The 20,071-nt window shown below is 64.0% G+C and carries 20 protein-coding genes and 3 pseudogenes; 12 read left to right on the top strand and 11 right to left on the bottom strand.

Annotation, left to right across the window (positions count from 1 at the left end; translation table 11 throughout):
- Nucleotides 1–56: 56 nt before the first annotated feature.
- The 7 genes and pseudogenes from THIX_RS12115 to THIX_RS12090 form a co-directional block, all read right to left on the bottom strand.
- Complete coding sequence (locus THIX_RS12115; RefSeq protein WP_112486439.1) at nt 57–1,259, bottom strand: DUF2252 domain-containing protein; 1,203 nt, start codon at nt 1,257–1,259, stop codon at nt 57–59.
- Nucleotides 1,260–1,554: 295 nt separating this feature from the next.
- Complete coding sequence (locus THIX_RS24855; RefSeq protein WP_371413001.1) at nt 1,555–1,896, bottom strand: hypothetical protein; 342 nt, start codon at nt 1,894–1,896, stop codon at nt 1,555–1,557.
- A gap of 10 nt (nt 1,897–1,906) precedes the next feature.
- Nucleotides 1,907–2,407: pseudogene (locus THIX_RS24850) on the bottom strand (KUP/HAK/KT family potassium transporter); the annotation flags it as partial.
- Nucleotides 2,408–2,532: 125 nt separating this feature from the next.
- Nucleotides 2,533–2,745 carry a hypothetical protein gene (locus THIX_RS12105; protein ID WP_112486437.1) on the bottom strand — a complete coding sequence of 71 codons (213 nt, stop codon included), beginning with the start codon at nt 2,743–2,745 and terminating at the stop codon, nt 2,533–2,535.
- A 154-nt stretch (nt 2,746–2,899) separates the two neighbouring features.
- Nucleotides 2,900–3,097: a hypothetical protein gene (locus THIX_RS12100; protein ID WP_112486436.1), complete on the bottom strand. Its 198-nt coding sequence runs from the start codon at nt 3,095–3,097 to the stop codon at nt 2,900–2,902.
- Nucleotides 3,098–3,100: 3 nt separating this feature from the next.
- Nucleotides 3,101–4,483, bottom strand: a complete 1,383-nt coding sequence (locus tag THIX_RS12095; protein WP_112486435.1) for an NRAMP family divalent metal transporter — start codon at nt 4,481–4,483, stop codon at nt 3,101–3,103.
- On the bottom strand, nt 4,480–4,686 hold the full coding sequence (locus THIX_RS12090; RefSeq protein WP_112486434.1) for a hypothetical protein: 207 nt from the start codon (nt 4,684–4,686) through the stop codon (nt 4,480–4,482). Before THIX_RS12090 ends, THIX_RS12095 begins: the two co-directional genes overlap by 4 nt.
- Nucleotides 4,687–5,233: 547 nt before the next feature.
- On the opposite strand from THIX_RS12090, the gene THIX_RS24610 reads away from it, so the two are divergent.
- Together THIX_RS24610 and THIX_RS12085 are read left to right on the top strand one after the other, a co-directional pair.
- The gene (locus THIX_RS24610; RefSeq protein ID WP_256359978.1) at nt 5,234–5,362 is read left to right on the top strand and encodes a hypothetical protein; all 129 of its coding nucleotides are present in this window, start codon (nt 5,234–5,236) and stop codon (nt 5,360–5,362) included.
- 633 nt (nt 5,363–5,995) lie between these two features.
- Nucleotides 5,996–7,042: an O-antigen ligase gene (locus THIX_RS12085; RefSeq protein ID WP_233224744.1), complete on the top strand. Its 1,047-nt coding sequence runs from the start codon at nt 5,996–5,998 to the stop codon at nt 7,040–7,042.
- On the opposite strand, the pseudogene THIX_RS23800 reads toward THIX_RS12085, so the two are convergent.
- From THIX_RS23800 to THIX_RS12070, 3 genes and pseudogenes are all read right to left on the bottom strand, one after another.
- Nucleotides 6,983–7,564: pseudogene (locus THIX_RS23800) on the bottom strand (hypothetical protein); the annotation flags it as partial. The gene THIX_RS12085 and the pseudogene THIX_RS23800 overlap by 60 nt on opposite strands.
- A 139-nt stretch (nt 7,565–7,703) precedes the next feature.
- Complete coding sequence (locus THIX_RS12075) at nt 7,704–8,705, bottom strand: hypothetical protein (RefSeq protein ID WP_112486432.1); 1,002 nt, start codon at nt 8,703–8,705, stop codon at nt 7,704–7,706.
- 93 nt (nt 8,706–8,798) lie between these two features.
- Entirely contained in the window at nt 8,799–9,239 is a 441-nt protein-coding gene (locus tag THIX_RS12070; protein ID WP_112486431.1) for a hypothetical protein, read from the bottom strand.
- A 93-nt stretch (nt 9,240–9,332) separates the two neighbouring features.
- Here THIX_RS12070 and THIX_RS12065 point away from each other — a divergent pair, with 93 nt between their 5' ends.
- Nucleotides 9,333–10,688 carry an IS1182-like element ISThsp16 family transposase gene (locus THIX_RS12065; protein ID WP_112484377.1) on the top strand — a complete coding sequence of 452 codons (1,356 nt, stop codon included), beginning with the start codon at nt 9,333–9,335 and terminating at the stop codon, nt 10,686–10,688.
- Nucleotides 10,689–10,854: 166 nt separating this feature from the next.
- On the opposite strand, the gene THIX_RS24845 is transcribed toward THIX_RS12065, so the two are convergent.
- Complete coding sequence (locus THIX_RS24845; protein ID WP_146748533.1) at nt 10,855–11,301, bottom strand: hypothetical protein; 447 nt, start codon at nt 11,299–11,301, stop codon at nt 10,855–10,857.
- Between THIX_RS24845 and THIX_RS23020 the strand changes: the two genes are divergently transcribed.
- From THIX_RS23020 to THIX_RS12020, 9 genes and pseudogenes are all read left to right on the top strand, one after another.
- The gene (locus THIX_RS23020) at nt 11,294–11,596 is read left to right on the top strand and encodes a helix-turn-helix transcriptional regulator (protein WP_146748532.1); all 303 of its coding nucleotides are present in this window, start codon (nt 11,294–11,296) and stop codon (nt 11,594–11,596) included. The two genes, THIX_RS24845 and THIX_RS23020, sit on opposite strands and share 8 nt — an antisense overlap.
- 39 nt (nt 11,597–11,635) lie before the next feature.
- On the top strand, nt 11,636–11,824 hold the full coding sequence (locus tag THIX_RS12055) for a hypothetical protein (protein ID WP_112486429.1): 189 nt from the start codon (nt 11,636–11,638) through the stop codon (nt 11,822–11,824).
- 32 nt (nt 11,825–11,856) lie between these two features.
- Nucleotides 11,857–12,132, top strand: a complete 276-nt coding sequence (locus THIX_RS12050) for a hypothetical protein (RefSeq protein WP_112486428.1) — start codon at nt 11,857–11,859, stop codon at nt 12,130–12,132.
- A gap of 68 nt (nt 12,133–12,200) precedes the next feature.
- Nucleotides 12,201–12,515, top strand: a pseudogene (locus THIX_RS24840) (radical SAM protein); the annotation flags it as partial.
- 290 nt (nt 12,516–12,805) lie between these two features.
- Nucleotides 12,806–13,390: a nitroreductase gene (locus tag THIX_RS12040; protein WP_199195284.1), complete on the top strand. Its 585-nt coding sequence runs from the start codon at nt 12,806–12,808 to the stop codon at nt 13,388–13,390.
- Between the two features lie 244 nt (nt 13,391–13,634).
- Complete coding sequence (locus THIX_RS12035; protein ID WP_112486426.1) at nt 13,635–16,064, top strand: phosphoketolase; 2,430 nt, start codon at nt 13,635–13,637, stop codon at nt 16,062–16,064.
- The gene (locus THIX_RS12030) at nt 16,061–17,611 is read left to right on the top strand and encodes a thymidine phosphorylase family protein (protein ID WP_112486425.1); all 1,551 of its coding nucleotides are present in this window, start codon (nt 16,061–16,063) and stop codon (nt 17,609–17,611) included. The genes THIX_RS12035 and THIX_RS12030 overlap by 4 nt, the downstream gene beginning before the upstream one ends.
- A gap of 3 nt (nt 17,612–17,614) precedes the next feature.
- The gene (locus THIX_RS12025) at nt 17,615–18,595 is read left to right on the top strand and encodes a ribose-phosphate diphosphokinase (RefSeq protein WP_112486424.1); all 981 of its coding nucleotides are present in this window, start codon (nt 17,615–17,617) and stop codon (nt 18,593–18,595) included.
- Complete coding sequence (locus THIX_RS12020; RefSeq protein WP_112486423.1) at nt 18,592–19,995, top strand: MBL fold metallo-hydrolase; 1,404 nt, start codon at nt 18,592–18,594, stop codon at nt 19,993–19,995. The genes THIX_RS12025 and THIX_RS12020 overlap by 4 nt, the downstream gene beginning before the upstream one ends.
- Nucleotides 19,996–20,071 lie beyond the last annotated feature (76 nt).

Here is a 20,071-nt window from a genome sequence, read left to right as displayed (position 1 = left end):
GGCGATCCAGCGGACGGCGACCCCAAGCCGCCATGCAAAACTCCCTGCCGTCTGGGCTACCCCTTGAACCCTCCCGCGTCAAAGGCCGCCGCGAACGCCTTCCAATCCTGCTCGCACTGCCGCGCACAATCTTGCGCAGCAGCCATCAGGGTCTTGCCCCATTTGCGCCCAGCGGCAAAGTCCTGCAGCTCATCCGTGGTGGCTGACCCACCTCGGCCGCTGCTGCGCAACTGCGCCCAGGCCGTCAGTCGCCCCATGGTCCTGATCACGCCCTCGAGTTCGGCCATCGATGGCTGTGTCCTGTCCAACGCCACCCGGTCTTCCGAAGGTTGCAGGCCGCGCAGGACGTAAGACTCCTGCTTCCACTTCAGCGGCCGCAGGAAGGCCATCGACACCGCCTGCATGCGCTGCTGCACACCCACCACACGGTGCGCGTGCGAGGCCCACTTGGGTTGGCGCGTCGCCACATGCCCGGCCAGCGCCGAAGGCAGCGCCTGCTTGAGGTCCAGCAGATAGTTGGCATCCGGCGAGCCCTTGCCCTGCACCAGGATGACATAGCGATCCACCCCCAGGCTGCCCGTGCCGGCAATACGCCGGGCCACATCCAGCACGGTGTAGAACTCCGGATGCGCCTGGGCGGCCGCAAACTCGGCCAGTAAGGCGGTCACCTGTTCGCGCTGCTCATCGCTGGCTGGGAGAGCCTTCTGGCCATCCACCCGCAGCAGCCTGCGCTTGCCCTTGCGCACGGTGCGGGTGTCCAGGAAGGCGGGTCGGGCGCGGTCTTGCAGCGCCCCGAGCAACTGCCGCACCCGCCCATGCGCCGTTTCCCGCTCCACCCAGCGGGCGTTGCCATCCAGGATGGCCTGGGTGTAGGCATCCAGGAAGCGGCGACCCAAATCGAGGGCTTCGTCTTGGGCTGCGTGCAGGACATCGGCGCCGACCAAGATGCTGGTGAGGGCGCGCACCAGATCGAGCGTGAGCGAGCCCAGCAGGGCTTCGTCGAAGTCGTTCAGATCGAAATACACCAGGCGGTTGTCACCCTTGTAGCTGCCGAAATTCTCCAGGTGCAAATCACCGCAAAGCCAGGCAGTGGGCGCCTTGGTGAACAGCTTGGCTGCCGGCAGGCGGTCATGGAACAGGTGACAGCTTCCGCGCAGGAAGGCGAAGCGGCTCTGGCGCATGGCGCGGTATTTGAGCGCCAGGCGCTCGGGGTCGCGTCCGGCGTTGAAACTGCGGATGGCACGAACGGGGTCGATCATGGGTGTCGCTTCGGGGAGGATGAGGAGGCGGGCGAGGCCGACGCACGGACCACATGGCGCGGGCGTGGGCGTTTGCCGGCCTGCGCTGCCCAGGCTTGCAACTCCTCGGGCGTGCCGATCCGGGTGGAAAGCGCCAAGGCCTGTGCCTGGTCGTGACGCTGCAGGCGCAACTCAACCAGGCCTTCCGGGGTTGCGGCCAGCCGCAGCTCTGCCGCCCGGCAGCTCAGCAAGGCGCAGAGCTGGGTGGCCAGGCGGGTGAGATCGGTGCGGGCAAGGCGGGCCATGGGCCATTGTGTCAGCACACAGCCGCGGGCATCAAGGTGTTTCCAGGCAAATGACGCAAGGGACTCCCGACGCAGATCGAGATCTCGATCTGCGTGCCCAACTCGACCGCCTGGTTGGGCGGAATCTTGAAATAGTCCGACGCGGCCTGCGTTGCGGTTGAGCCAGGCGAACAAGACCTCCCGCCAGGGTGCAGACCCTTGCGGCGTGCCGACACAAGGGTCTGCGGCGCCAGAAAGAATGAAGTCTCGTTCATCTGGAACTCGAAGTCGCAGAACTGCGCGCAGTTCGCAAACAATCCCTGGATGTCCACGGCATCCTGAAAGCCGCGCTGGGCGTGCAGGGTGTATGCCATACCTCTTGTCGCTCAGCACCGCGCGTGCGGGCCCTGTGACATGCGGCGCCTCAAGCGTCTGGGTCCACGGGAAGGCCACCCGCTCATGCAGCACCTCGTTGTGCTTGAGGTTGTGCAGGAACGCTGCCGGGATCACATCGGTGGCGGGCGCGAAGTACGCCGCCGTACCTTCGACATGCTGAATGTCTGCGTATTGCAGACTCGCCACGAAATCAGCCGCATTCGGCGTGTCGGCCTTGAGCTTGGCGATCAGCAGGGTGCGACCACGCTTCCAGGTCGACAGGGCGGTGTAGACGCAGGCACCGAACAGCAACGGGAACCAGCCTCCATGCAGGGTCTTCAAGCTGTTGGAGGCCAGCAACAGCAGGTCGATCACCAGAATGGCGCTCTTGATCGGGTTCCAATGCCACTTCTCCAGCGAAACCGTCCGACAAAACGCCGTCGTCACCAGCACCGTGACATTGACCGCGAAGCCGTAGGCACTGGCCAGACTGTCGGCGTTGTCGAACACCACCAAGGCCAGGTGCCGCCTTCACTGCTCGGGATCTGGATGGCGCCGGTGCGCGCAGGCAGGTTGCCATCGGAGCGCACCCCTCGACGCTGAACTCGATCAGGCCTCCTGGCCATCCAAGGGCTCTACCCGTAGCCCAGACTGCCGCCCCACTGGAACAAGGCCGAGGAAGCGCGGCGGCTTTGCAGACCGCCCGAGACATTGGCCATGCTGGTCAGATCCAAGCGGCCCGAGGTGCTCAAAGCGGCATCGTCGGCATGGACGATGGGCAGCCAGACCGTCAGCAACACGATGGCCAGCGGCAGGGCGTACAAAGCATCGCCATGAAATTTGCACATGATGCGTCCTTGCGTTCCGATGCTGAGCCGGGATCGTGCCAGTTCAGGATGGGGGCGGGTGCGTCAGGCGCGCGCCCTTAAGCCGTGACGCTGTGCGCCACGGACCTTGCATGCAGTCGGGAGAACTGGCGCGCGATGCACGCCAGAGGGGTGTTCAGCCAGCCGCGCCGTGCAGGAAAGCCCAGACGACCACGGCCGTCATCACCACCACATAGAGGCGCAGCCCCCAGAACACGGCTTGCTGCCGCCCTGTGAGTTGCACGCGACGCACCTCGGGCAAGGGTTTTTGCCAACCTTCGCGCTCGACCAAGCGGCGGATGACCCCAGGATCGAATTCATGCAGTTGCTTCATGGCTCATCCTCCCAAGGCATGCGGAAACAAGGTGGCAACGCCATACAGGACATTGCACACGATCAGCCCGACCATGATGGCCACTGCCACCGCATTGCGCCGCGCCGAATTGACCTGATCGCCCATCAGCTCCCGGTCGTTGAGCAGCATGAGCAAAAACAACATGGCGGCCGGCATGAACACTGTGGCGATGACCTGCACGCTCAGGTTCAGAAAACCCAGGGACAGATTCGGAATCATCACCGCGACGGCCGCCAGGGCCGTGCCGATGATCGCCGGCAGATAAAACCCCATGGCCTTGCGCGGCGGCGCGTTGATCGAACGATCGATCTCGAAGGCTTCGCCGATCGCCCAGGCGCTGCTGGCGGTGATCACGATGGAGGCGATCAGGCCCGCTTCCATCAGCCCCAAGGCAAACAAGGCCATCATGCCGTCGCCCAGCTTGCTGCGGATGGCGCCCAGCACGGCATCGGCGTCCAGGTTCTGCACATTGGGCAGGCCCTTGAGGGTTTGCGCCGCCACGATGATGATGGCCATGGCCACGAACACCATGCCCACCACCCCCAGCATCAAGTCGCGCCGCCCGGCGCGGATGTCCTGCGGCAGCAACCCCTTGTCGACGACGCACGATTGCTGAAAGAACAACTGCCAGGGGGCGATGGTGGTGCCGATATTGGCCGAGATCAGGATCAGGAAGGTCAGCGACAGAAATCCGCCCGGCACGATCCAGCCATGACCGACGAAGGCCAGCGCCACCGCATGCCAGTTCGGATGCGAGAACAGGGCGAGTGGCACGAAGATGAGGTTGAACACCGCGATGAAGAGCGAAATCCGCTCCCAGGTCCAGTAGCGCAGGAACACCAGCACATAGGTGATGAAAGCCAGCGAGGCGGGCACCGTCAGCCAGGGCGACAGTCCCAGCGCCTGGCCACCCAGGCGGATGCCGATGAACTCGGTCATCAGGGTCAGCACATTGGCCACCACCAGGTCGATGAGCGAGAACCAGCCCCAGAAGGCGCCGTAGCGCTTCCAGATGAGCTCGGCGTGGCCGCGGCGGGTGACGGCCCCCAGGCGCACCGTCATCTCCTGCACCACATAGGCGACGAAGCCCAGCAGGATCATCAGGGGCAGGAACAGCCCCAAGCCATAGGTGGCCCCGGTCTGGGCATATGTGACCACGCCGCCGGCGTCGTTGTCGCCCAGCATGACCAGCACGCCGGGGCCGATCAGGGCCAGCCCCAGCGCCAGACGGGTGCGCCAGTTCGGCTTGGCACGGCGCAACTCGTCCAGGTGCAGGCGGTCGCGCAGGCGGTGCTCCAGGTTCTCCGGCAGGGGAGGGCAGTCCGGGCACAGCCGGGCATCGAGGGTGGCGACGTCGGTGTTCATGGGCGGCCTCCACGGTTCAAGGTGCGGCGGGTGTTGGGTTCGCCGATTGGACCCAGGGCGATGCCCAAGGACGCCAGGCGTACAGCGTTGATGGTGATGCGCGGGCGCTCCACGTTGACGGACGCGGGGCGTGCCGGCGCGAGCTGCACGGCACCGCTGCGGAACAGCCCGGGGCGGGCGAGGAGTTTTTGGAGCACAAACATGGGATCCTCCGTTCGTGTGAGACGGCTGAACAGGTTGCGCGCAGGCGTTGACAAGACGCTCGCACGGCAACGGACACGAAGAGGGGGAGGAACCAGGTCGAGGAACTCGACCTGAGCCACCGCCGGCCTGAGGGCGGCGGCAGCGAAGAACTGGGGCTGCTGTCGAATGCCTTCAGGCGTTCACTTCAACGATTCGACAACTGCCACTGTCCATGGGGTGAGTTGAGCCGGGATACGGCCAAAAAAGCAACATTCGAAATCGTAGTTGCGGCGCAGCAGGGGTGTCAAGCGTCTTGTGCGCAGAGCTTGGGGGGCGTTGTCAGCGGACTAACATCAGCGGACAAACGCGCAAGGGACTGGGTGATGCGTTGCGCGCGTTCCGCCGTGCTGCTGGCGACACCTGCGCTGGCTGCTGCGTGCGCGATGGTCCTTCAGCGCCGACCTTCTCGAACGCAGGGCGCTGCGCAACGCTACAGCAACAATCAGAGGCCAGAATGCAGGGGACAGCAGATTGTGCGGTCCATCGATCCCGTGAGGAGAAACTGAAATGAAGTTGCGGCCGTCCTTGGAAGTCATGATGACGATCATGGCCTTTGCCATCGCCGTTGCATTCGTCGGCCTTTGCTTGGCCTACATCATCAGCGCGTTGGGGGATGCTCCACTGGCCGGGCTGTGAAGGGGCCGACAACGATCTGGTTACGAATGCGAAGGTCGGTGCAAGTTTTCAGCGCAGTGATGAACAGCACTGTCTTGAACGCCGCGGAAACCACACCCGTGTTGTTCAGGGCATCGGCCACTGCGGTGGATCGGGAATCAAATCGTGCGCGCTGGTGATGGCGGGGAAGACACTGAGCCATTTCTCAACTCGGCTCTCTGAGCATCAATACAGCCCCCTCGGCGGGCGGCCCCTACGACCCGGCCCTGAACGGCGCACAGAAATATCTCGCAGCCCCACCAGGATCGGCCGACGACCCGAACGCCAACAATCTGCTCACTTGGACGCTGACGGCGTCGAATGTAAGGCCGACTACACAGCCGCTTACAACGTCATCAGCGGCACAAAACTGACCTTCACTTTCCATTGATACCAAGCGCCATGTCGCAACAATTTGCCGAACCAACAAGGCCATGGCGCCCGATTGATCTCGCTGCAGTGTTGCTGGTGTTCACCCTGCCACTGCCCACGGCCTGGGGCTCCATCGCCGTGGTTCTCCTGCTTTTGGCTTGGCCATGGAGCGGCAGATGGACGGAGCAATTTCAGCGCTGGAAAGCGGTGCCAGCGGCGATGTGGGCGACGGCCTTGCTGCTGATGTTCATCATTGGCGCGAGCTACAGCGCGGGCACACAGCATGGCGTCATCAATTTCATGACCAAGTACGCCAAGCTCTTGCTGCTGCCCTTGCTGGTCATGACCATGAGCAATGAACGCTGGCGACAGCGTGCCATCCAAGCCTTTCTCGTGGGCGCAGTCCTCGCGGCTGCGCTGTCCTACGCTCGCTTTCTTGGGTGGGTGCCTACACGCTGTCAACAATCCATGGTGCAAGGCACGATCCACTTCGGCACGATCATGGCCTTTGCCGCCTATTTTTTTGCCCGCAAGGCGTTTGCTTCCAAGCGCTGGGCCTGGCTATGGACTTTGACCTCCGCCTGCATCGCCTTCGATGTCCTGTACACAAACCGTGCAAGAACCGGCTATGTCATTCTTTTCGCGCTGATTGTGTTATTGGCTTGGCAGCGCTTCGGGTGGCGTGGAATGATGATCGGGGCTCTGGCTTCGACCCTGCTGGCCGCAGTTGCATTCACCACATCCCCAGTGGCCAAGAGGCGGCTGGATGAGGCCATCAGCAACGTCCATGCCTACGCCCAGCGCCAGCATCCGCACGAAGGCATGTTGACCGGAAACTCGATGGGATTGCGTCTGCAGTTCTGGCAAAACACCCTCGCCCTGATCGCGAAACATCCGCTGTTTGGCACGGGAACCGGCAGCCTCCACCAAGACTATAAGAAGCTCGTGGCCGGAACCGACACCCTGGTGGCCGTGAACCCACACAATGAATACCTCGGCACGACGGCCCAACTTGGTATTGTCGGGCTGATCCTTCTGCTGGGCATGGGGGCATCCGCGTGGCGTCAAGGCCTGAAACTGCCAAGCGTGGATCGTGACGCTGTGCAGGCAGTGATTGCCACGGTCGCCATCGGCAGTTTGTTCAACTCACTGCTGCTGGACGTCAACGAGGGGCGGTTTTTCATGGTGATGCTGGGCCTGCTGCTTGCCGGGGTCGCAAACCAAGCTCGGTCATCCCCAGACTTGAGCCTTACACCGTCGCGAGATACAGGGCACGCGCTTTCTGGCTGAGATGACGCTCAGGGTCTGCATGCTTGACTGACCTGTTGTGTCGATTTCCAGGCACGGAACGTCAAAAATGTTCGTCAACTTCCGGATTTCAGCAACCTTGTGGAGATCGAAGGCGGCCGCAAGGACGTCTTTGATATGACGCGTTATCTGGTTTTCCGCGTGTTTTTTGCGAGCCGCGAGCCTTGTCATGGCGGACTCAAGGCTGGCTGGCCCGGCGTTGCCGGGCCGCGTCCCGGTGCCCCGGGGTGATGGCCCCTGCGGGCGAGCCATCCAGGTTGACCCGCAGGTGCGCACCCAAACCCCCCGCCTGTACGCTGGCGAGGAGCGATGCGGATACAGCAGTTGTTTGGACAACGGATGCAAAGCCGTGCCCGAGAGGGTTTGGCTTGCAGGCTGGGCGCGCATCCACCGCGCGAACTGGGTGTGAATGCCCGCCGCCAACGCCAGCGCATTGAGGCACACGCCCTCGGCTTGGGCACGAGAGAGCTTGGCGTGGATGGATTTTGGCACGCGCGCCACGAATTGGCCAGAAACGCTCGGCCCCTGTCATGCAATGCGGACATGACAGCGACGAAGACATCCTGACTGTTCTTCACGGCTTCGGCTGCCCTATCCGACGTGCACCCTGGCGGATCGGTTGAAACCACCCATGTCGTTTGCCTCAGAACTGATACGTCACCCCCACGTTACCCATCCAGTGCGCAACTTGCTGATAGCCGTTGGCATGACGGTAGAGCGGCATATACACCGAAGCATTCAACAGCCAATGGCTGTTCAGATTGACCTGAACGCCGGGGGTGATGTAGAGGTTGGAGTAGCCGCTGTCCCTATTGCCGTACTGCGCATCCCCGCCACCTTGGTCATGGCCGCGCCACTGGGCGTTGAACTGCAGGGTTGGAACCAGATCGGTGCTGGCCTCGATGCCGTCATAGTGCGCGCCCACGGCAAGGTTCACGCTGTCCCCCGGCTTGTAGCCCTCCCGGCTGCCGAGCGCATGGCGCCAGATTCCCTGAACGAACCAGCCCCAATCGTTCTCATTGCCCATCTTGTAGCCGCCCAGCAGCAGATCGGAGGTGCCGGTGCCAGGCTGGGTATCCCGATCCATGATGGGCTTGCCCTGGTAGTCGTTTCCGGCGTTGAACGAGCCTGTGGGCAGTTTCAAGCCGAACATCACCCCGCTGGACATGTCCGGCTCGAACCCCGTGTACATGCCCATCACCCGGATGTCCGACAGCACGGTCGCGTTGGAGGTGAGCAACTGTTGCGAAACACCCTGGCGCTGGTCCGTCTGGCCCACCGTGCCATTGTTGTCGGTGACGAAATGCCGGTTCCAGTAGGGGATCATCGCCATGACTCCCCACTGGCGGTTGAACATGTGCTGGATGTCGAGGTTGAAGAAATTGGTCTTGATCTGCTTGTCTGGATTCAGATCCCCCGAGACGATGTTGCTGCCATGCTGGGTCTCGTTCTGGTTCATGGCGTCGTATTGCAGCGAGATCTTGGTGCTGTAGACCGTATTGGGCAGACCCGGCAGGCCGGGGTTGAAGACGCCGCAGCCGCAGGCACAGGCTGCGGCGATGGCGGGGGTCAGGAAGGCTGCGGTGGCGGCAAGGCTGGTGAGGGCAAAGCGCAGTGGGGTTGTTTCGCGGATGGAATGGTTCATCGAAGGCTCCCGCGCGCGCCAAGCTCACGCCTGGCGCGGCATTGATGATGACAAGTTGGAGCGGGCGCGGTGGCACAGCACGCACCCGCCGGGTCACAGCGTCAGGGTGGGAGCCCAGGGTGGCGCGTGGGACGGAGGGCGCAGAAAACGCGTTTCGACCCGCGGAGTCCGCTCCTGCTGGCGCGCAAACCGGAATTCGCCTTGTGGGCTCGGGGCGATGTGCTGCGCGCCAGGCAGCAGGGCCGGTTGATCGAGCAGGGCTGTCTGGTCGTGGCCGAGCTGGATCAGCAGGTGTTGCGGCGGCTGGTGGGGAGTCTCGGTGTGCGGCGCTTGGGCTTGGGCTTGCGCGTTCGGTGCGGCCTGGAAAGACCCAAGCTGGCCTGCGCAGTAGGGGACTTCCACCCAGCGCTGGGGGAATGCCAGCGCTTGCAGGGTTGGCAGCAAGGCGTAAGTCCACGCCATCAGAACGATGGTCGTGAGGCTGGCCTGCTGGCGTATCAGGGTGCGCAGGCGTGGCAAGGGAGGCCGCGACATGCATTCATTCTAGGAGACTGTCGGACTTTGCGGTCTTCCGGATGAAGACGCTATCCGAGACAATTGCTGCTGCACAACCGAGAGCCCGAGCCGATGAGCCGCTTCGTCCCTGTTGACCGAGACACCGCATATCTGTTGCCACCGTCGGTGGACGAATGGCTGCCCACTGATCACTTGGCGCGCTTCGTGGTCGAAGTCATCGAGCAGCTTGATCTGGGCGATCTGGCCCGACAGTACGCAGGCCGGGGCTCGGCGGCGCACCATCCGGCGGTGCTGCTGGGCCTGCTGATCTACGGCTACGCCAACGGCGTGCACTCCAGCCGCAAGATCGAGCGGGCGACCTACGACTCGGTGGCGTTCCGCTTTGTTGCGGCCAATACCCACCCCGATCACGACACGCTGGCGACGTTCCGCCGCCGCTTCTTGAAGGAGGTGGAGGCACTGTTCGTGCAGGTGCTGGTTCTGGCGCGCGAGATGAAGCTGCTCAAGCTCGGACACATCGCGCTGGATGGCACCAAGATCGACGCCAACGCCAGCAAGCACAAGGCCTTGTCGTGGGCTCATGCCAACAAGATCGAGGCGCAGCTGCGCCAGGAAGTACAAACGCTGCTGGCGCTGGCAGAGAACAGCGACCGCGCGACGGTACCCGACGGCATGGATGTGCCGGCGGAGATCGCCCTGCGTGCAGATCGCTTGAGCGCAATCGCGCAGGCCAAGGCCAAGATCGAGCAGCGCGCCAGCGAACGCCATCAGGTCGAGCAGCAGGAGTACGAGGCCAAGACCGCCAAGCGCCAAGCCCAGCGCGAGGCGGGCAAGAAGCCGCGCGGCAAGGACCCTGAGCCGCCAGAGGCCGGCCCCCGGAGCAGCGATCAGGTCAACCTCACGGATGAAGAGTCGCGCATCATGCCCGTGTCGGGTGGGGGCTTCGAGCAAAGCTACAACGCACAAGCCGGCGTGGACATCGCGACGATGATGGTGATCACCCAGCATGTGAGCCAGGCATCCAACGACAAGCGCGAAGTTGTGCCTACGCTGCAGCAGATCCAAGCGTTACCCGCGGTGCTGGGCGAGGTGCACACGCTCATCACGGACAACGGCTTCTTCAGCCAAGCCAACGTGATCGCGTGCAACGACGCGGGTATCGAGCCGCTGCTGGCGCTCAAGCGGGAGTCGCATCACACGCCGGTGATGGGGCGCTTTGCACCCGATGTGCCCGAGCCCCAGACGACGGATCCGCTCGTGCAGATGGCACACCGCCTGGGCACGCAAGCAGGCCGAGCCCTGTACGGCCTGCGCAAGCAGACAGTGGAGCCGGTGTTCGGCATCATCAAGCAAGTGATGGGTTGGCGCCAGATGAGCATGCGCGGGCTGGCCAAGGCACAAGGCGAATGGAGCTTGGTGACCATGGCTTGGAACATCAAGCGCATGCACGTCCTGCGAGCCGCGTGAGGGCAATAGTGCGCCCCGACCACGCCAAAACCGAGTCCCCAGGCCGCCCCATGTGCCCTCACAGTGTCTCGCCAACCATCGAGAGCGTTCGATCAGCGCGCCGCTGTCAAAAAAAACGCGTCGCACTGATCAATCGGATTCGCTCGGGTTCAAGTCCGACAGCCTCCTAGGGAACGTGTTCAAAACTTCCTGCTAGGCGCGATACTTGTCGCTTAATGATTGGAATTGCCTGATTGATGACCACGGGCCGCGGTGGTTTGGCGTGGCGTCGTCGCAGTGGCCAGTTGCTCATTGTTCGTTTGACGCTGCGCAGATTGCGTCGGCCGCGATGGCAGGCAACCCCCTCCTGCAAGATTGTGTCGAGCACACGCTCATGGAAGGCTTGCCTCTGCACAGGGGGAATCGCGTTGAAGACGGGGAGTTTGCGGCGCACGACGCGCACAGCGTGAATGAACGGCGGCCGGTCGGGAGTCTTGCTGCGCAAGACGATCCTGGCGCCGCGCAAGTGGGTCTTGAGCTCGTCCAGCGCCGTCTCGATCTCCCAGCGCTCGCGGTCCAGCGCGGCCAGTTCCTGCGCCGGGGCTTGTTGCGGATCCAGCACGCTGGTGGCCAAGCGATCGATCGGCTCGGCATCGCTGACGCTCTCCAGTCGGTACTCGATCATCCGCAGGCCAATCGCGGGGGTCTGGCGTTCGATCTTTCTCCGAGGGATCGATGCGACTCAGGTCGGAGCCATCGGCCAGTCGCTTGTCGCGCGGCAGGCGGGGCAGCCCAACACGTCCCTGCATCTGCGTCATCTGCGCCAGATCGGCATCGTGCATCGCACCCGTGAGGGGCGCGTTGCGACCTACCGCATTGGCAACACCGTCGTGGCTGATCTTTGCGACACCGTCTGCCAAGACCATTGAACGCGCCTCACAGCGGGGTTCCGATCGGGGATTCTCCTTATGTTCAAATCAGCGTCTTCAACCGCCGATGGCGTCGAATTCAACGCCTTGTCCCGCGGCGCGACCTTACGCAAGTTGCCCTGGATGCTCCCGGTCAGCCTTGTCTTGGATCAAGATGACAAAAGCCGAATCGCATCAAACTTCATTCCACAGAGCGGCCATGTCGAGCAGACCGTGGCCTGCATTTGAGTGCCGATGTCATCGGCAGGGGAGACGCATCCATGGAAACCGAAATCGTGTATTTCGCACAGGCCTTCCACCGTGGTGAGCCCGAGCAACGCAGTTATGTGATTGCCGTTGGCACGCTGGACGTGGTGAACCGCTTGGCACTCGCCGAGCAGCACAAGCACCCCGAGTACGGCGTGGCCGTGTACAAAACGGTCGTCGATCAACCAACCACAACGCATGCCCATCTCGTGCAGTACTACAGCTCCGAAAGCGGCGAACACTGGACCGATCATCACTCCCGAGGACTCAAACACGGATTGCTCGAATAAACCCTGGCCTGGGCACACCAACCGACGCGATGTGTGAAAACACCGACCGAGCCGGGGCCATCCACCCGGTGGCGCGCCGAACGATTCCCATCGCCGACTGTCGCCACGCCAGCGTCGTGCCCAGCGTTCCCAAGCAAGCGTCGAAGCCCGCGCGGCTGCTGGCCGATCGGATGGGTCGTCCCCTGCAGGATCTGCGCATTTCGGTCACCGACCGTTGCAACTTCCGCTGCACCTACTGCATGCCCAAGGAGGTCTTCGGCAAGGAGCATGCATTCCTGGCGCATCGCGATTTGTTGAGTTTCGAGGAAATCACCCGTGCCGCGCGTGCATGCATGGATCTTGGGGCGCGCAAGATCCGATTGACGGGCGGCGAGCCCCTGTTATCGGCGGCTAAGCAGCGTGCACATCGATCGGGATGGGCTCCCCAGCCCAAGACCCTTGACCACGCCGTCGGCCGGTTTGGGCTCGCCGCATGCGCGCCACACCCCAGCCTCTGCTTTGACGGGCTTGATCCTGGCCGGTGGGCGCGCATCGCGTATGGGAGGGCTCGATCAAGGTTTGCGGCCGTTGCGTGGTCGATGCCGATCCCGCAGCTTTCAATGGTCCCTTGGCAGGCATTTTGAACAGGTTTTGTGATGCCAGAATTTTGAGCAACCCTTGGATGAACACCCATATGGATCAAATCGACACCATCGATTGGACGCTCGAACTGCTTCGCAAGCGCCAACAAACCTCCCCGAAGCGCTTGATGGCGCCAGGCCCCTCATCACCGCAGATCCGGATGTTGTTCGATGCCGCGGCCCAGGCGCCAGATCACGGTCTGATTCTGCCTTGGCGCTTCGTGCAGATTTCGGATGCGGCGCGTGCGCGTCTTGGAGAGGCGTTTGCCGCAGCCTTGCTGGAGCGCGATCCAGCGGCGTCGACGCAGCAATTGCAGGACGCTCGCGACAAGGCGCAGCGCGCGCCGTTCCTGGCCCTGGCCATCGCGCGCACGCAGGATGATCATCCCGAGATTCCCGTGTCGGAGCGCCTGGTGTCGTTGGGGAGCGCGCTGCAGAACATGCTGCTGGCCGTGCATGCCCAAGGCTTCGGTGCGGGCCTCGTGAGTGGGCAGGCGATGAATTCCCAAGCGCTGCGGGCACTGTTCGGCCTTGGCGGCAACGAGCAGGCTGTTTGCTTCGTGGTTGTCGGCACGGTCAAATCAGCCAAGGCGGCACGGATTCGACCGGCTCCAGAGGCGTTCGTGACCACGCTTTGACAAGGACACCTTCCGGAGAAACGGAAACTCGCCTGAAAATCCCCCTCCAAACGTGGGCAGCCGCATCAATGAATGGTGACAGTCGGCCACAGCACTGGCAGGCTTGATCATCAAAAAAAGCGCTCCATCGGCAAACTGCGCCGCCGCCTTTATTGATATGCGTCAGATGACCGGCATGCCAGATCCAGACAATGAAAAGCTTGGTACGCCGCTTCGCTGACGACGTCAAGCAGGGAGAAAGGGTATGGCAAGCAGAACCAAAGCCCGACTTGCGCAAACCCAAGTCGCCTGGCTTGACCGCTGGTGGCGGGCAACCAACTACATCGCCTGCGCGCAGATTTTTCTGCTGGACAACGTGCTGTTGCATGAGCCCTTGTCGTTCTCACACATTAAGCCGCGGTTGCTCGGTCACTGGGGTACGAGTCCGGGACTGAATCTGCTCTACGCTCATCTGCTGCGCGCGGTTCGTTCGCATGGCATGCAGCCGCTGTTTGTGGCTGGGCCAGGGCACGGTGCGCCGGCAGTACTTGCGAATGCATGGTTGGAAGGCAGTTACGGCGCAGTGCGGCAGGAGTTGACCCGCGATGGATTAGGCCTGCACAGGCTGTGCCGCGAATTTTCCGTCCCTGGCGGGATAGCCAGCCATGTGGGGCCGCATATCCCTGGTTCGCTGCACGAAGGCGGCGAGTTGGGCTACGGGCTGCTGCATGCAGTCGGTGCGGTGTTCGACAACCCCGACCTGCTGGCGCTGGCCGTGGTGGGTGACGGCGAGGCCGAAACCGGCCCGGCTGCCGCCGCATGGAAGTCACTGCACATCATCAACCCGGTGCGCGATGGCGCAGTGCTGCCGGTGCTGCACTTGAACGGTTACCGAATCGCCGCACCCACGGTGTTCGGACGCATGGGCGATACGCAAATCGACCGGCATTTCAGCGGCCTGGGCTGGCGCGTGCTGATCGTGGAGACCGACGACCCCGCAGCCGTTCACCGCGAGCTCGCCGGGGCGATGGACGCGGCCTTCGCGCATATCCACGCCATTCAGCACGACTGGCGCGAGGATCTCGCTTCGAGTGGTCGATCAGGCCGCACCACACCTGACTGGCCGCTGCTCGTGCTCCGCACCCCCAAGGGCTGGACCGGCCCGCGCGAAGTGGACGGCTTGCCAATGGAAGGCAGTTTTCGCGCTCACCAGGTGCCACTGCCGCGTGCGCGCAGTGACGCCACCCAACTCGCCCAGCTCGAAGCCTGGCTGCGCAGCTACCGGCCCGACGAACTGTTCGACGCGCAGGGCCGCCCACAGCCGGATTTGCTTGCCGGCTTGCCATCCGAACGGCTTTTGCCTGGCAACTGCCCACATGCCGATGGCGGGCGGGTGCGGATCGACCTGCAACTGCCCGTGCTCGACGCCCTGGCGCTGCCGGTCGCCGCGCCAGGGGCTGAGGACGCCGAGAGCACGCGCGCACTCGGCACCTGGCTGCGCGATGCACTGCGGGCCAACGCGGGCAGCGCCAATTTGCGTGTGTTCAGTCCGGACGAACTGGTGTCGAACCGGCTGGATGCGGTGTTTGAGGTCACGCAGCGTTGCACGCTGCAGTCCATCCGCCCAGACGACGACCACCTGAGCGCCGACGGCCGCGTGCTCGAAGTGCTATCCGAGCATTGCTGCGAGGGCTGGCTCGAAGGCTATGTGCTGTCCGGAAGACATGGTCTGTTCGCCTGCTACGAGGCGTTCGCCCCAATCGTCGACAGCATGGTCAACCAGCATGTGAAGTGGCTCAAGGCGGCTGCCGAAGTGCCGTGGCGCAGGCCACTTCCGGCACTGAACATCCTGCTGACCTCGCACACATGGCGGCAGGACCACAACGGCTACAGCCACCAGGGGCCGGGGTTCATCGACAACGTGCTCAATCGCAAGCACCGCCATGTGCGGGTGTATCTGGCGCCTGATGCCAACTGTCTGCTCGCGGTCGCGCAGCATGCTTTTGCCAGCAGTGATCGCGTGAACGTGATCGTCGCCGGCAAGCAGCCCATGCCGCAATGGCTGGAGTTGGCCGATGCAATCTCGCACTGCGCGACGGGGGCAGGACGCTGGCGCTGGGCCGAAGGCGGCGCGGCCGACGAGCCCGCCGTCGTGCTGGCAGCGGCCGGTGACGTGCCCATGCTCGAGTTGCTCGCTGCCGCAGACTTGCTGCGCCGCCACGTGCCCGACTTGGCATTTCGCGTGGTCAATGTGGTGAATCTGCTTGCGTTGGCGTCACCGCTGGATCACCTGGACGGCCTGCCAGAAGCCGAGTTCGACGCGCTATTCACCGTCGACCGCCCAGTGCTGTTCGCCTTCCACGGCTACCCGCATGTGATCGACGGGTTGGTCCACCGGCGAACTCATCCTCAGCGTTTCCAGGCAGAGGGTTACCGCGAGGAAGGCACGACCACCACACCCTTCGACATGGTCGTGCGCAACCGTATCAGCCGCTTCGACCTGGCCGCGCAGGCGCTGGATCTGGCTGGCCGCGATGACGCCACGGCCGATGCGCTGCGCAGGCATTGCAGCGCGCAACTGACTGCGCACGCCCTGCACATTCGCACCTGGTTCGAAGATCTGCCAGAAGTTCGCGACTGGCGTTTTCCTCGACCGGCCTTCCCTGCAAGCGGGGAAGGAGCGCATCCATCATGACCGAACCGGCTACTCCCTCGCCAACCCAGCCCTCGGCAGATCCTGGCGCTGCGTTTTCTCTGCGCCCCAAACGCATGGGTATCGACACCCATCACGAACCGGTGGTCGTGCTGCGCGCCGACTCACCGGTGGTACGCGCCGAAGGTTTTGAGGCGCATGCGCGCATCGAGGTGCTGGGGGCGCAGCGCTCCATCATCGCCACGCTCAACATCCTCACGGAAGGCAACCTGATTGGACCGGACGAAGTGGGGCTGTCGGAAGCCGCGTGGCGGCGTCTCTTGCCGACCGGCGACGAGGTGCTGCGCTTTCGCTTCGCCCGGGCCAGCGACAGCATGAGTCATGTGCGCAGCAAGATTTTCGGCCAACGCCTGAGTGAAAACCAGTTTGACGCCATCATCGGCGAGGTGGTCGGTGGGCGTTTGTCGAACGTGGAAATCGCAGCCTTTCTGGTGGCCTGCGCGGACGGACGCATGAACACGGGTGAAGTCACCAGCCTCACCCGCGCGATGGTGCATGCCGGGAGCCGCATGAGCTGGTCACAGCCGGTGGTGGTGGACAAGCACTGCATCGGTGGTTTGCCCGGCAACCGCACCACGCCCATCGTGGTGTCCATCGCCACCAGCCTTGGGCTCATCATGCCCAAGACCAGTTCGCGCGCCATCACCTCGCCGGCGGGCACAGCGGACACGGTAGAGACATTCACCCGCGTCGACCTGAGCCTGGAGGCGATGCGCCGCGTGGTCGAAACCGAGGGCGGCTGCATGGTCTGGGGCGGAGCGATGAACATGAGCCCGGCCGACGATCTGCTCATCCGCGTCGAGCGCACCCTCGACCTCGACAGCGAGGGTCAGCTCGTTGCCTCCGTGCTGTCGAAAAAGGCCGCAGCGGGCTCCACCCATGTGGTGATCGACATTCCCACAGGCCCCACCGCCAAGGTGCGCAGTCAGGCCGAGGCGCAGTCCCTGTTGCTGGCATTGCAGCGCACGGCTCACGCCATCGGCCTGACCCTGCATGGGCTGATTTCCGATGGCAGCCAGCCCGTGGGTCGCGGCGTCGGCCCGGCGCTGGAGGCGCGCGACGTGATCGCGGTGCTGCGCAACGATCCCGGAGCGCCAGACGATCTGCGCCAACGTGCCCTGCAAGTCGCCGCCGCAGTTGTGGAACTCGGCGGCCTCGCCCAAGGCCAGGCAGCGCATGACATCGCCGCAGCCGCTCTTGCTGATGGCCGTGCATGGCACAAGTTTCAGGCCATATGCCAGGCGCAGGGCGGGTTTCGCGAGCCGGGCGTGGCGCCATTTCAGCATCCCGTGCTTGCTGAACGCATCGGGCGGGTGGCGCGTATCGACAATCGGCTGCTGGCTCGCGCGGCCAAACTCGCTGGCGCACCGCACGCGAAGACCGCCGGGCTTTGGCTCAATGTGCATCTGGGAGCCCGCGCCGAGCGTGGCCAGCTGCTGTTCGTGCTGCATGCCGAGTCGCAGGGCGAGCTTGATTACGCGTTGGAATTCGTACGCAGCCACCCAGCCATCATCCATCTGGAGAACTGAACCATGACAGCGCTCACGCTCTACCCCATGCCCGGCAATGAAGCGCGCGCCGCTGCCATCGCCCGTGCCCTGGGCGGGCGGGTCGAGGTGCAGGTGGCTGCCTGCAACGTCCACCGCTTTCCCGATGGTGAAAACCTCGTCCAGGTACAGGCTCCGGCACCCGGCGGCCAAGCGGTGCTGGTGTGCACTCTCAATGCCCCTGACTCGAAGACCGTGCCGCTGCTGATGGCCGCCAGCACCTTGCGCGATCTGGGCGCGACACAGGTGGGGTTGGTGACGCCCTATCTCGCCTATCTGCGGCAGGACAGACGCTTCATGCCTGGCGAGGCGGTGTCGGCGCGTGTGTATGCTCGGCTGCTTTCGGCGCACTTTGACTGGCTGCTCACGGTTGATCCACACCTGCACCGCATCCACGATCTGTCGGAGATTTATGCGCTGCGCAGCCGCGCGCTGCACGCGGCTGCGCGCATGGCGGCGTGGATTCAGGCCCATGTGGACCGGCCTCTGATCGTCGGCCCGGACGGCGAAAGTGCGCAATGGGCGGCCGACGTTGCCGCCCGCGTCGGCGCGCCGGTTGTGGTGGTGAGCAAAACCCGGTTGGGCGACGAGGACGTGCGCTCGACCATCCCCGATCTGCACCTGCACCTCGGACGCACACCGGTGCTGATCGACGACATCGTCAGCTCGGGCCGCACCCTGGTGGCAGCGCTGAATCACTTGCGCGAACAGCACGCGCCGCCCGCGATTTGCTTGGCCGTGCATGGGCTGTTCGCCGACAACGCGCTGGCCGCCATTCGCGCGGCGGGCGCGGCGCGCGTCGTGTGCGCTGACACGGCAGACGGCATCGATGCCCCGGGAGTCGAGATCATCCCTCTCGATGAAGACCTGGCACAGGGTGTGCTCGAAATGACGTCACGTGGTTGCAGCCAGTCTGCGCCCGCTGCAGCGGGCGCATCCTCGACCATCCCGGGAGAGCGAGCATGATTCGCCTGTCTTGCCACGGTGCCGCCAAGCAGGTGACCGGGTCTTGCCATTTGATCGAAACCGATCAGGCGAGCGTGCTGGTCGATTGCGGGCTGTTCCAGGGTGGGCGCGAACTCGCCGAGGAAAATGCTGCCGAGTTCGGCTTCGACCCGGCCTCAATCGACGTGCTGTTGCTCACCCACGCCCACCTCGACCACTGCGGGCGCATCCCGCTGCTGGTGAAGCGGGGCTTTCGCGGGCGCATCATCGCCACTCCGCCCACGCGCGAACTGACCCACCTGGTGCTGGCCGACTCAGCCGGGCTGCAGGAAGAGGACGCTCGCCGCGCCGAGCGCCACGCCAGGCACCGCGGGGAAGAGCATGCGCCAAGCCCGCTCTACACCCTGGCTGACGCATTCCACAGCATGGATTTTTTCGACGGCGCGGCAAGCTATGGCCAGCGCATGGGCGTAGCCCCGGGTGTGCATGCCACCTTCATGAATGCCGGGCACATTCTCGGCTCGGCCTCGATCTTCCTCGAACTGGAAGACGGCGGCTCGACCCGCACCGTGTATTTTTCCGGGGACATCGGCAATCCTGGCCGCCCCTTGCTGGACGACCCGCAAGCCCCGCCCGCCCCGCCCGACTATGTCGTGATGGAAACCACGTATGGCGACCGCGACCACCGGCCCTGGGGCGCGTCGACCCTCGAACTGATCGACGCCATTTCCGCCACACAAGTTCGCGGCGGTAATGTGGTCATCCCCACCTTCGCGCTGGAGCGTGCGCAGGAAGTCCTCAACACTCTGTCTGAAGGCATGGAGCGTGGCATGCTGCCGTGCCACCTGGGCGTGTTTCTGGATTCGCCGATGGCCATTTCCGCCACCGAAATCTTCTCACGCTACCCCGAAGCCATGCGGGCGAGCTTCATCCAACGCCTGCGCGATGCCGATCCTTTCGCACTGCCCGGGCTGCGCATGACGCGAGATGCGTCCGAGTCCATGGCCATCAACCAGATCCGCGGCGGCGCCGTGATCATGGCCGGCTCCGGTATGGCCACCGGCGGGCGCGTGCGCCACCATCTGCGCCACAATCTGTGGAACGCCGCAGCCAGCGTGATCTTCGTCGGCTATGCCGCGCAGGGTACGCTGGCACGGCTGATCATCGACGGTGCAAAGCATGTGCGCCTGTTCGACGAAGACATCCGGGTGCGCGCCCGCATCCACACCATCAACGGTTTTTCCGCGCATGCCGGGCAGGCCGAGTTGCTCGGCTGGCTTGCGCGCTGCGGCAAGCCGCGCAAGGTGTTTCTGGTGCACGGCGACGCAGACCGCGGCATGAAGGTTTTCAGCGAACAACTGCAAACCCGGCAACTTTCCTGGCAGATCCCGGGCATGGGTGAGCCCATTTTGTTGCGCTGACACTCGGCGGCCAACGGATGGAGCTGCGACCAGCGGGCCTGACGCAGATCAAGGGCGATGACTGCCTGTGCGCGCA

The sequence above is a fragment of the Thiomonas sp. X19 genome (assembly GCF_900089495.1).
GTDB lineage: Bacteria > Pseudomonadota > Gammaproteobacteria > Burkholderiales > Burkholderiaceae_C > Thiomonas_A.
This window is presented reverse-complemented; position numbering and strand designations above follow the sequence as displayed.

Bases quoted from the DNA above. Each gene is read 5' to 3' on its own strand.
- THIX_RS12115 (WP_112486439.1), bottom strand. From the start codon at position 1,259: ATGATCGACCCCGTTCGTGCCATCCGCAGTTTCAACGCCGGACGCGAC.
- THIX_RS24855 (WP_371413001.1), bottom strand. From the start codon at position 1,896: ATGGCATACACCCTGCACGCCCAGCGCGGCTTTCAGGATGCCGTGGAC.
- THIX_RS12105 (WP_112486437.1), bottom strand. From the start codon at position 2,745: ATGTGCAAATTTCATGGCGATGCTTTGTACGCCCTGCCGCTGGCCATC.
- THIX_RS12100 (WP_112486436.1), bottom strand. From the start codon at position 3,097: ATGAAGCAACTGCATGAATTCGATCCTGGGGTCATCCGCCGCTTGGTC.
- THIX_RS12095 (WP_112486435.1), bottom strand. From the start codon at position 4,483: ATGAACACCGACGTCGCCACCCTCGATGCCCGGCTGTGCCCGGACTGC.
- THIX_RS12090 (WP_112486434.1), bottom strand. From the start codon at position 4,686: ATGTTTGTGCTCCAAAAACTCCTCGCCCGCCCCGGGCTGTTCCGCAGC.
- THIX_RS24610 (WP_256359978.1), top strand. From the start codon at position 5,234: ATGAAGTTGCGGCCGTCCTTGGAAGTCATGATGACGATCATGGCCTTT.
- THIX_RS12085 (WP_233224744.1), top strand. From the start codon at position 5,996: ATGTTCATCATTGGCGCGAGCTACAGCGCGGGCACACAGCATGGCGTC.
- THIX_RS12075 (WP_112486432.1), bottom strand. From the start codon at position 8,705: ATGAACCATTCCATCCGCGAAACAACCCCACTGCGCTTTGCCCTCACC.
- THIX_RS12070 (WP_112486431.1), bottom strand. From the start codon at position 9,239: ATGTCGCGGCCTCCCTTGCCACGCCTGCGCACCCTGATACGCCAGCAG.
- THIX_RS12065 (WP_112484377.1), top strand. From the start codon at position 9,333: ATGAGCCGCTTCGTCCCTGTTGACCGAGACACCGCATATCTGTTGCCA.
- THIX_RS12055 (WP_112486429.1), top strand. From the start codon at position 11,636: ATGTTCAAATCAGCGTCTTCAACCGCCGATGGCGTCGAATTCAACGCC.
- THIX_RS12050 (WP_112486428.1), top strand. From the start codon at position 11,857: ATGGAAACCGAAATCGTGTATTTCGCACAGGCCTTCCACCGTGGTGAG.
- THIX_RS12040 (WP_199195284.1), top strand. From the start codon at position 12,806: ATGGATCAAATCGACACCATCGATTGGACGCTCGAACTGCTTCGCAAG.
- THIX_RS12035 (WP_112486426.1), top strand. From the start codon at position 13,635: ATGGCAAGCAGAACCAAAGCCCGACTTGCGCAAACCCAAGTCGCCTGG.
- THIX_RS12030 (WP_112486425.1), top strand. From the start codon at position 16,061: ATGACCGAACCGGCTACTCCCTCGCCAACCCAGCCCTCGGCAGATCCT.
- THIX_RS12025 (WP_112486424.1), top strand. From the start codon at position 17,615: ATGACAGCGCTCACGCTCTACCCCATGCCCGGCAATGAAGCGCGCGCC.
- THIX_RS12020 (WP_112486423.1), top strand. From the start codon at position 18,592: ATGATTCGCCTGTCTTGCCACGGTGCCGCCAAGCAGGTGACCGGGTCT.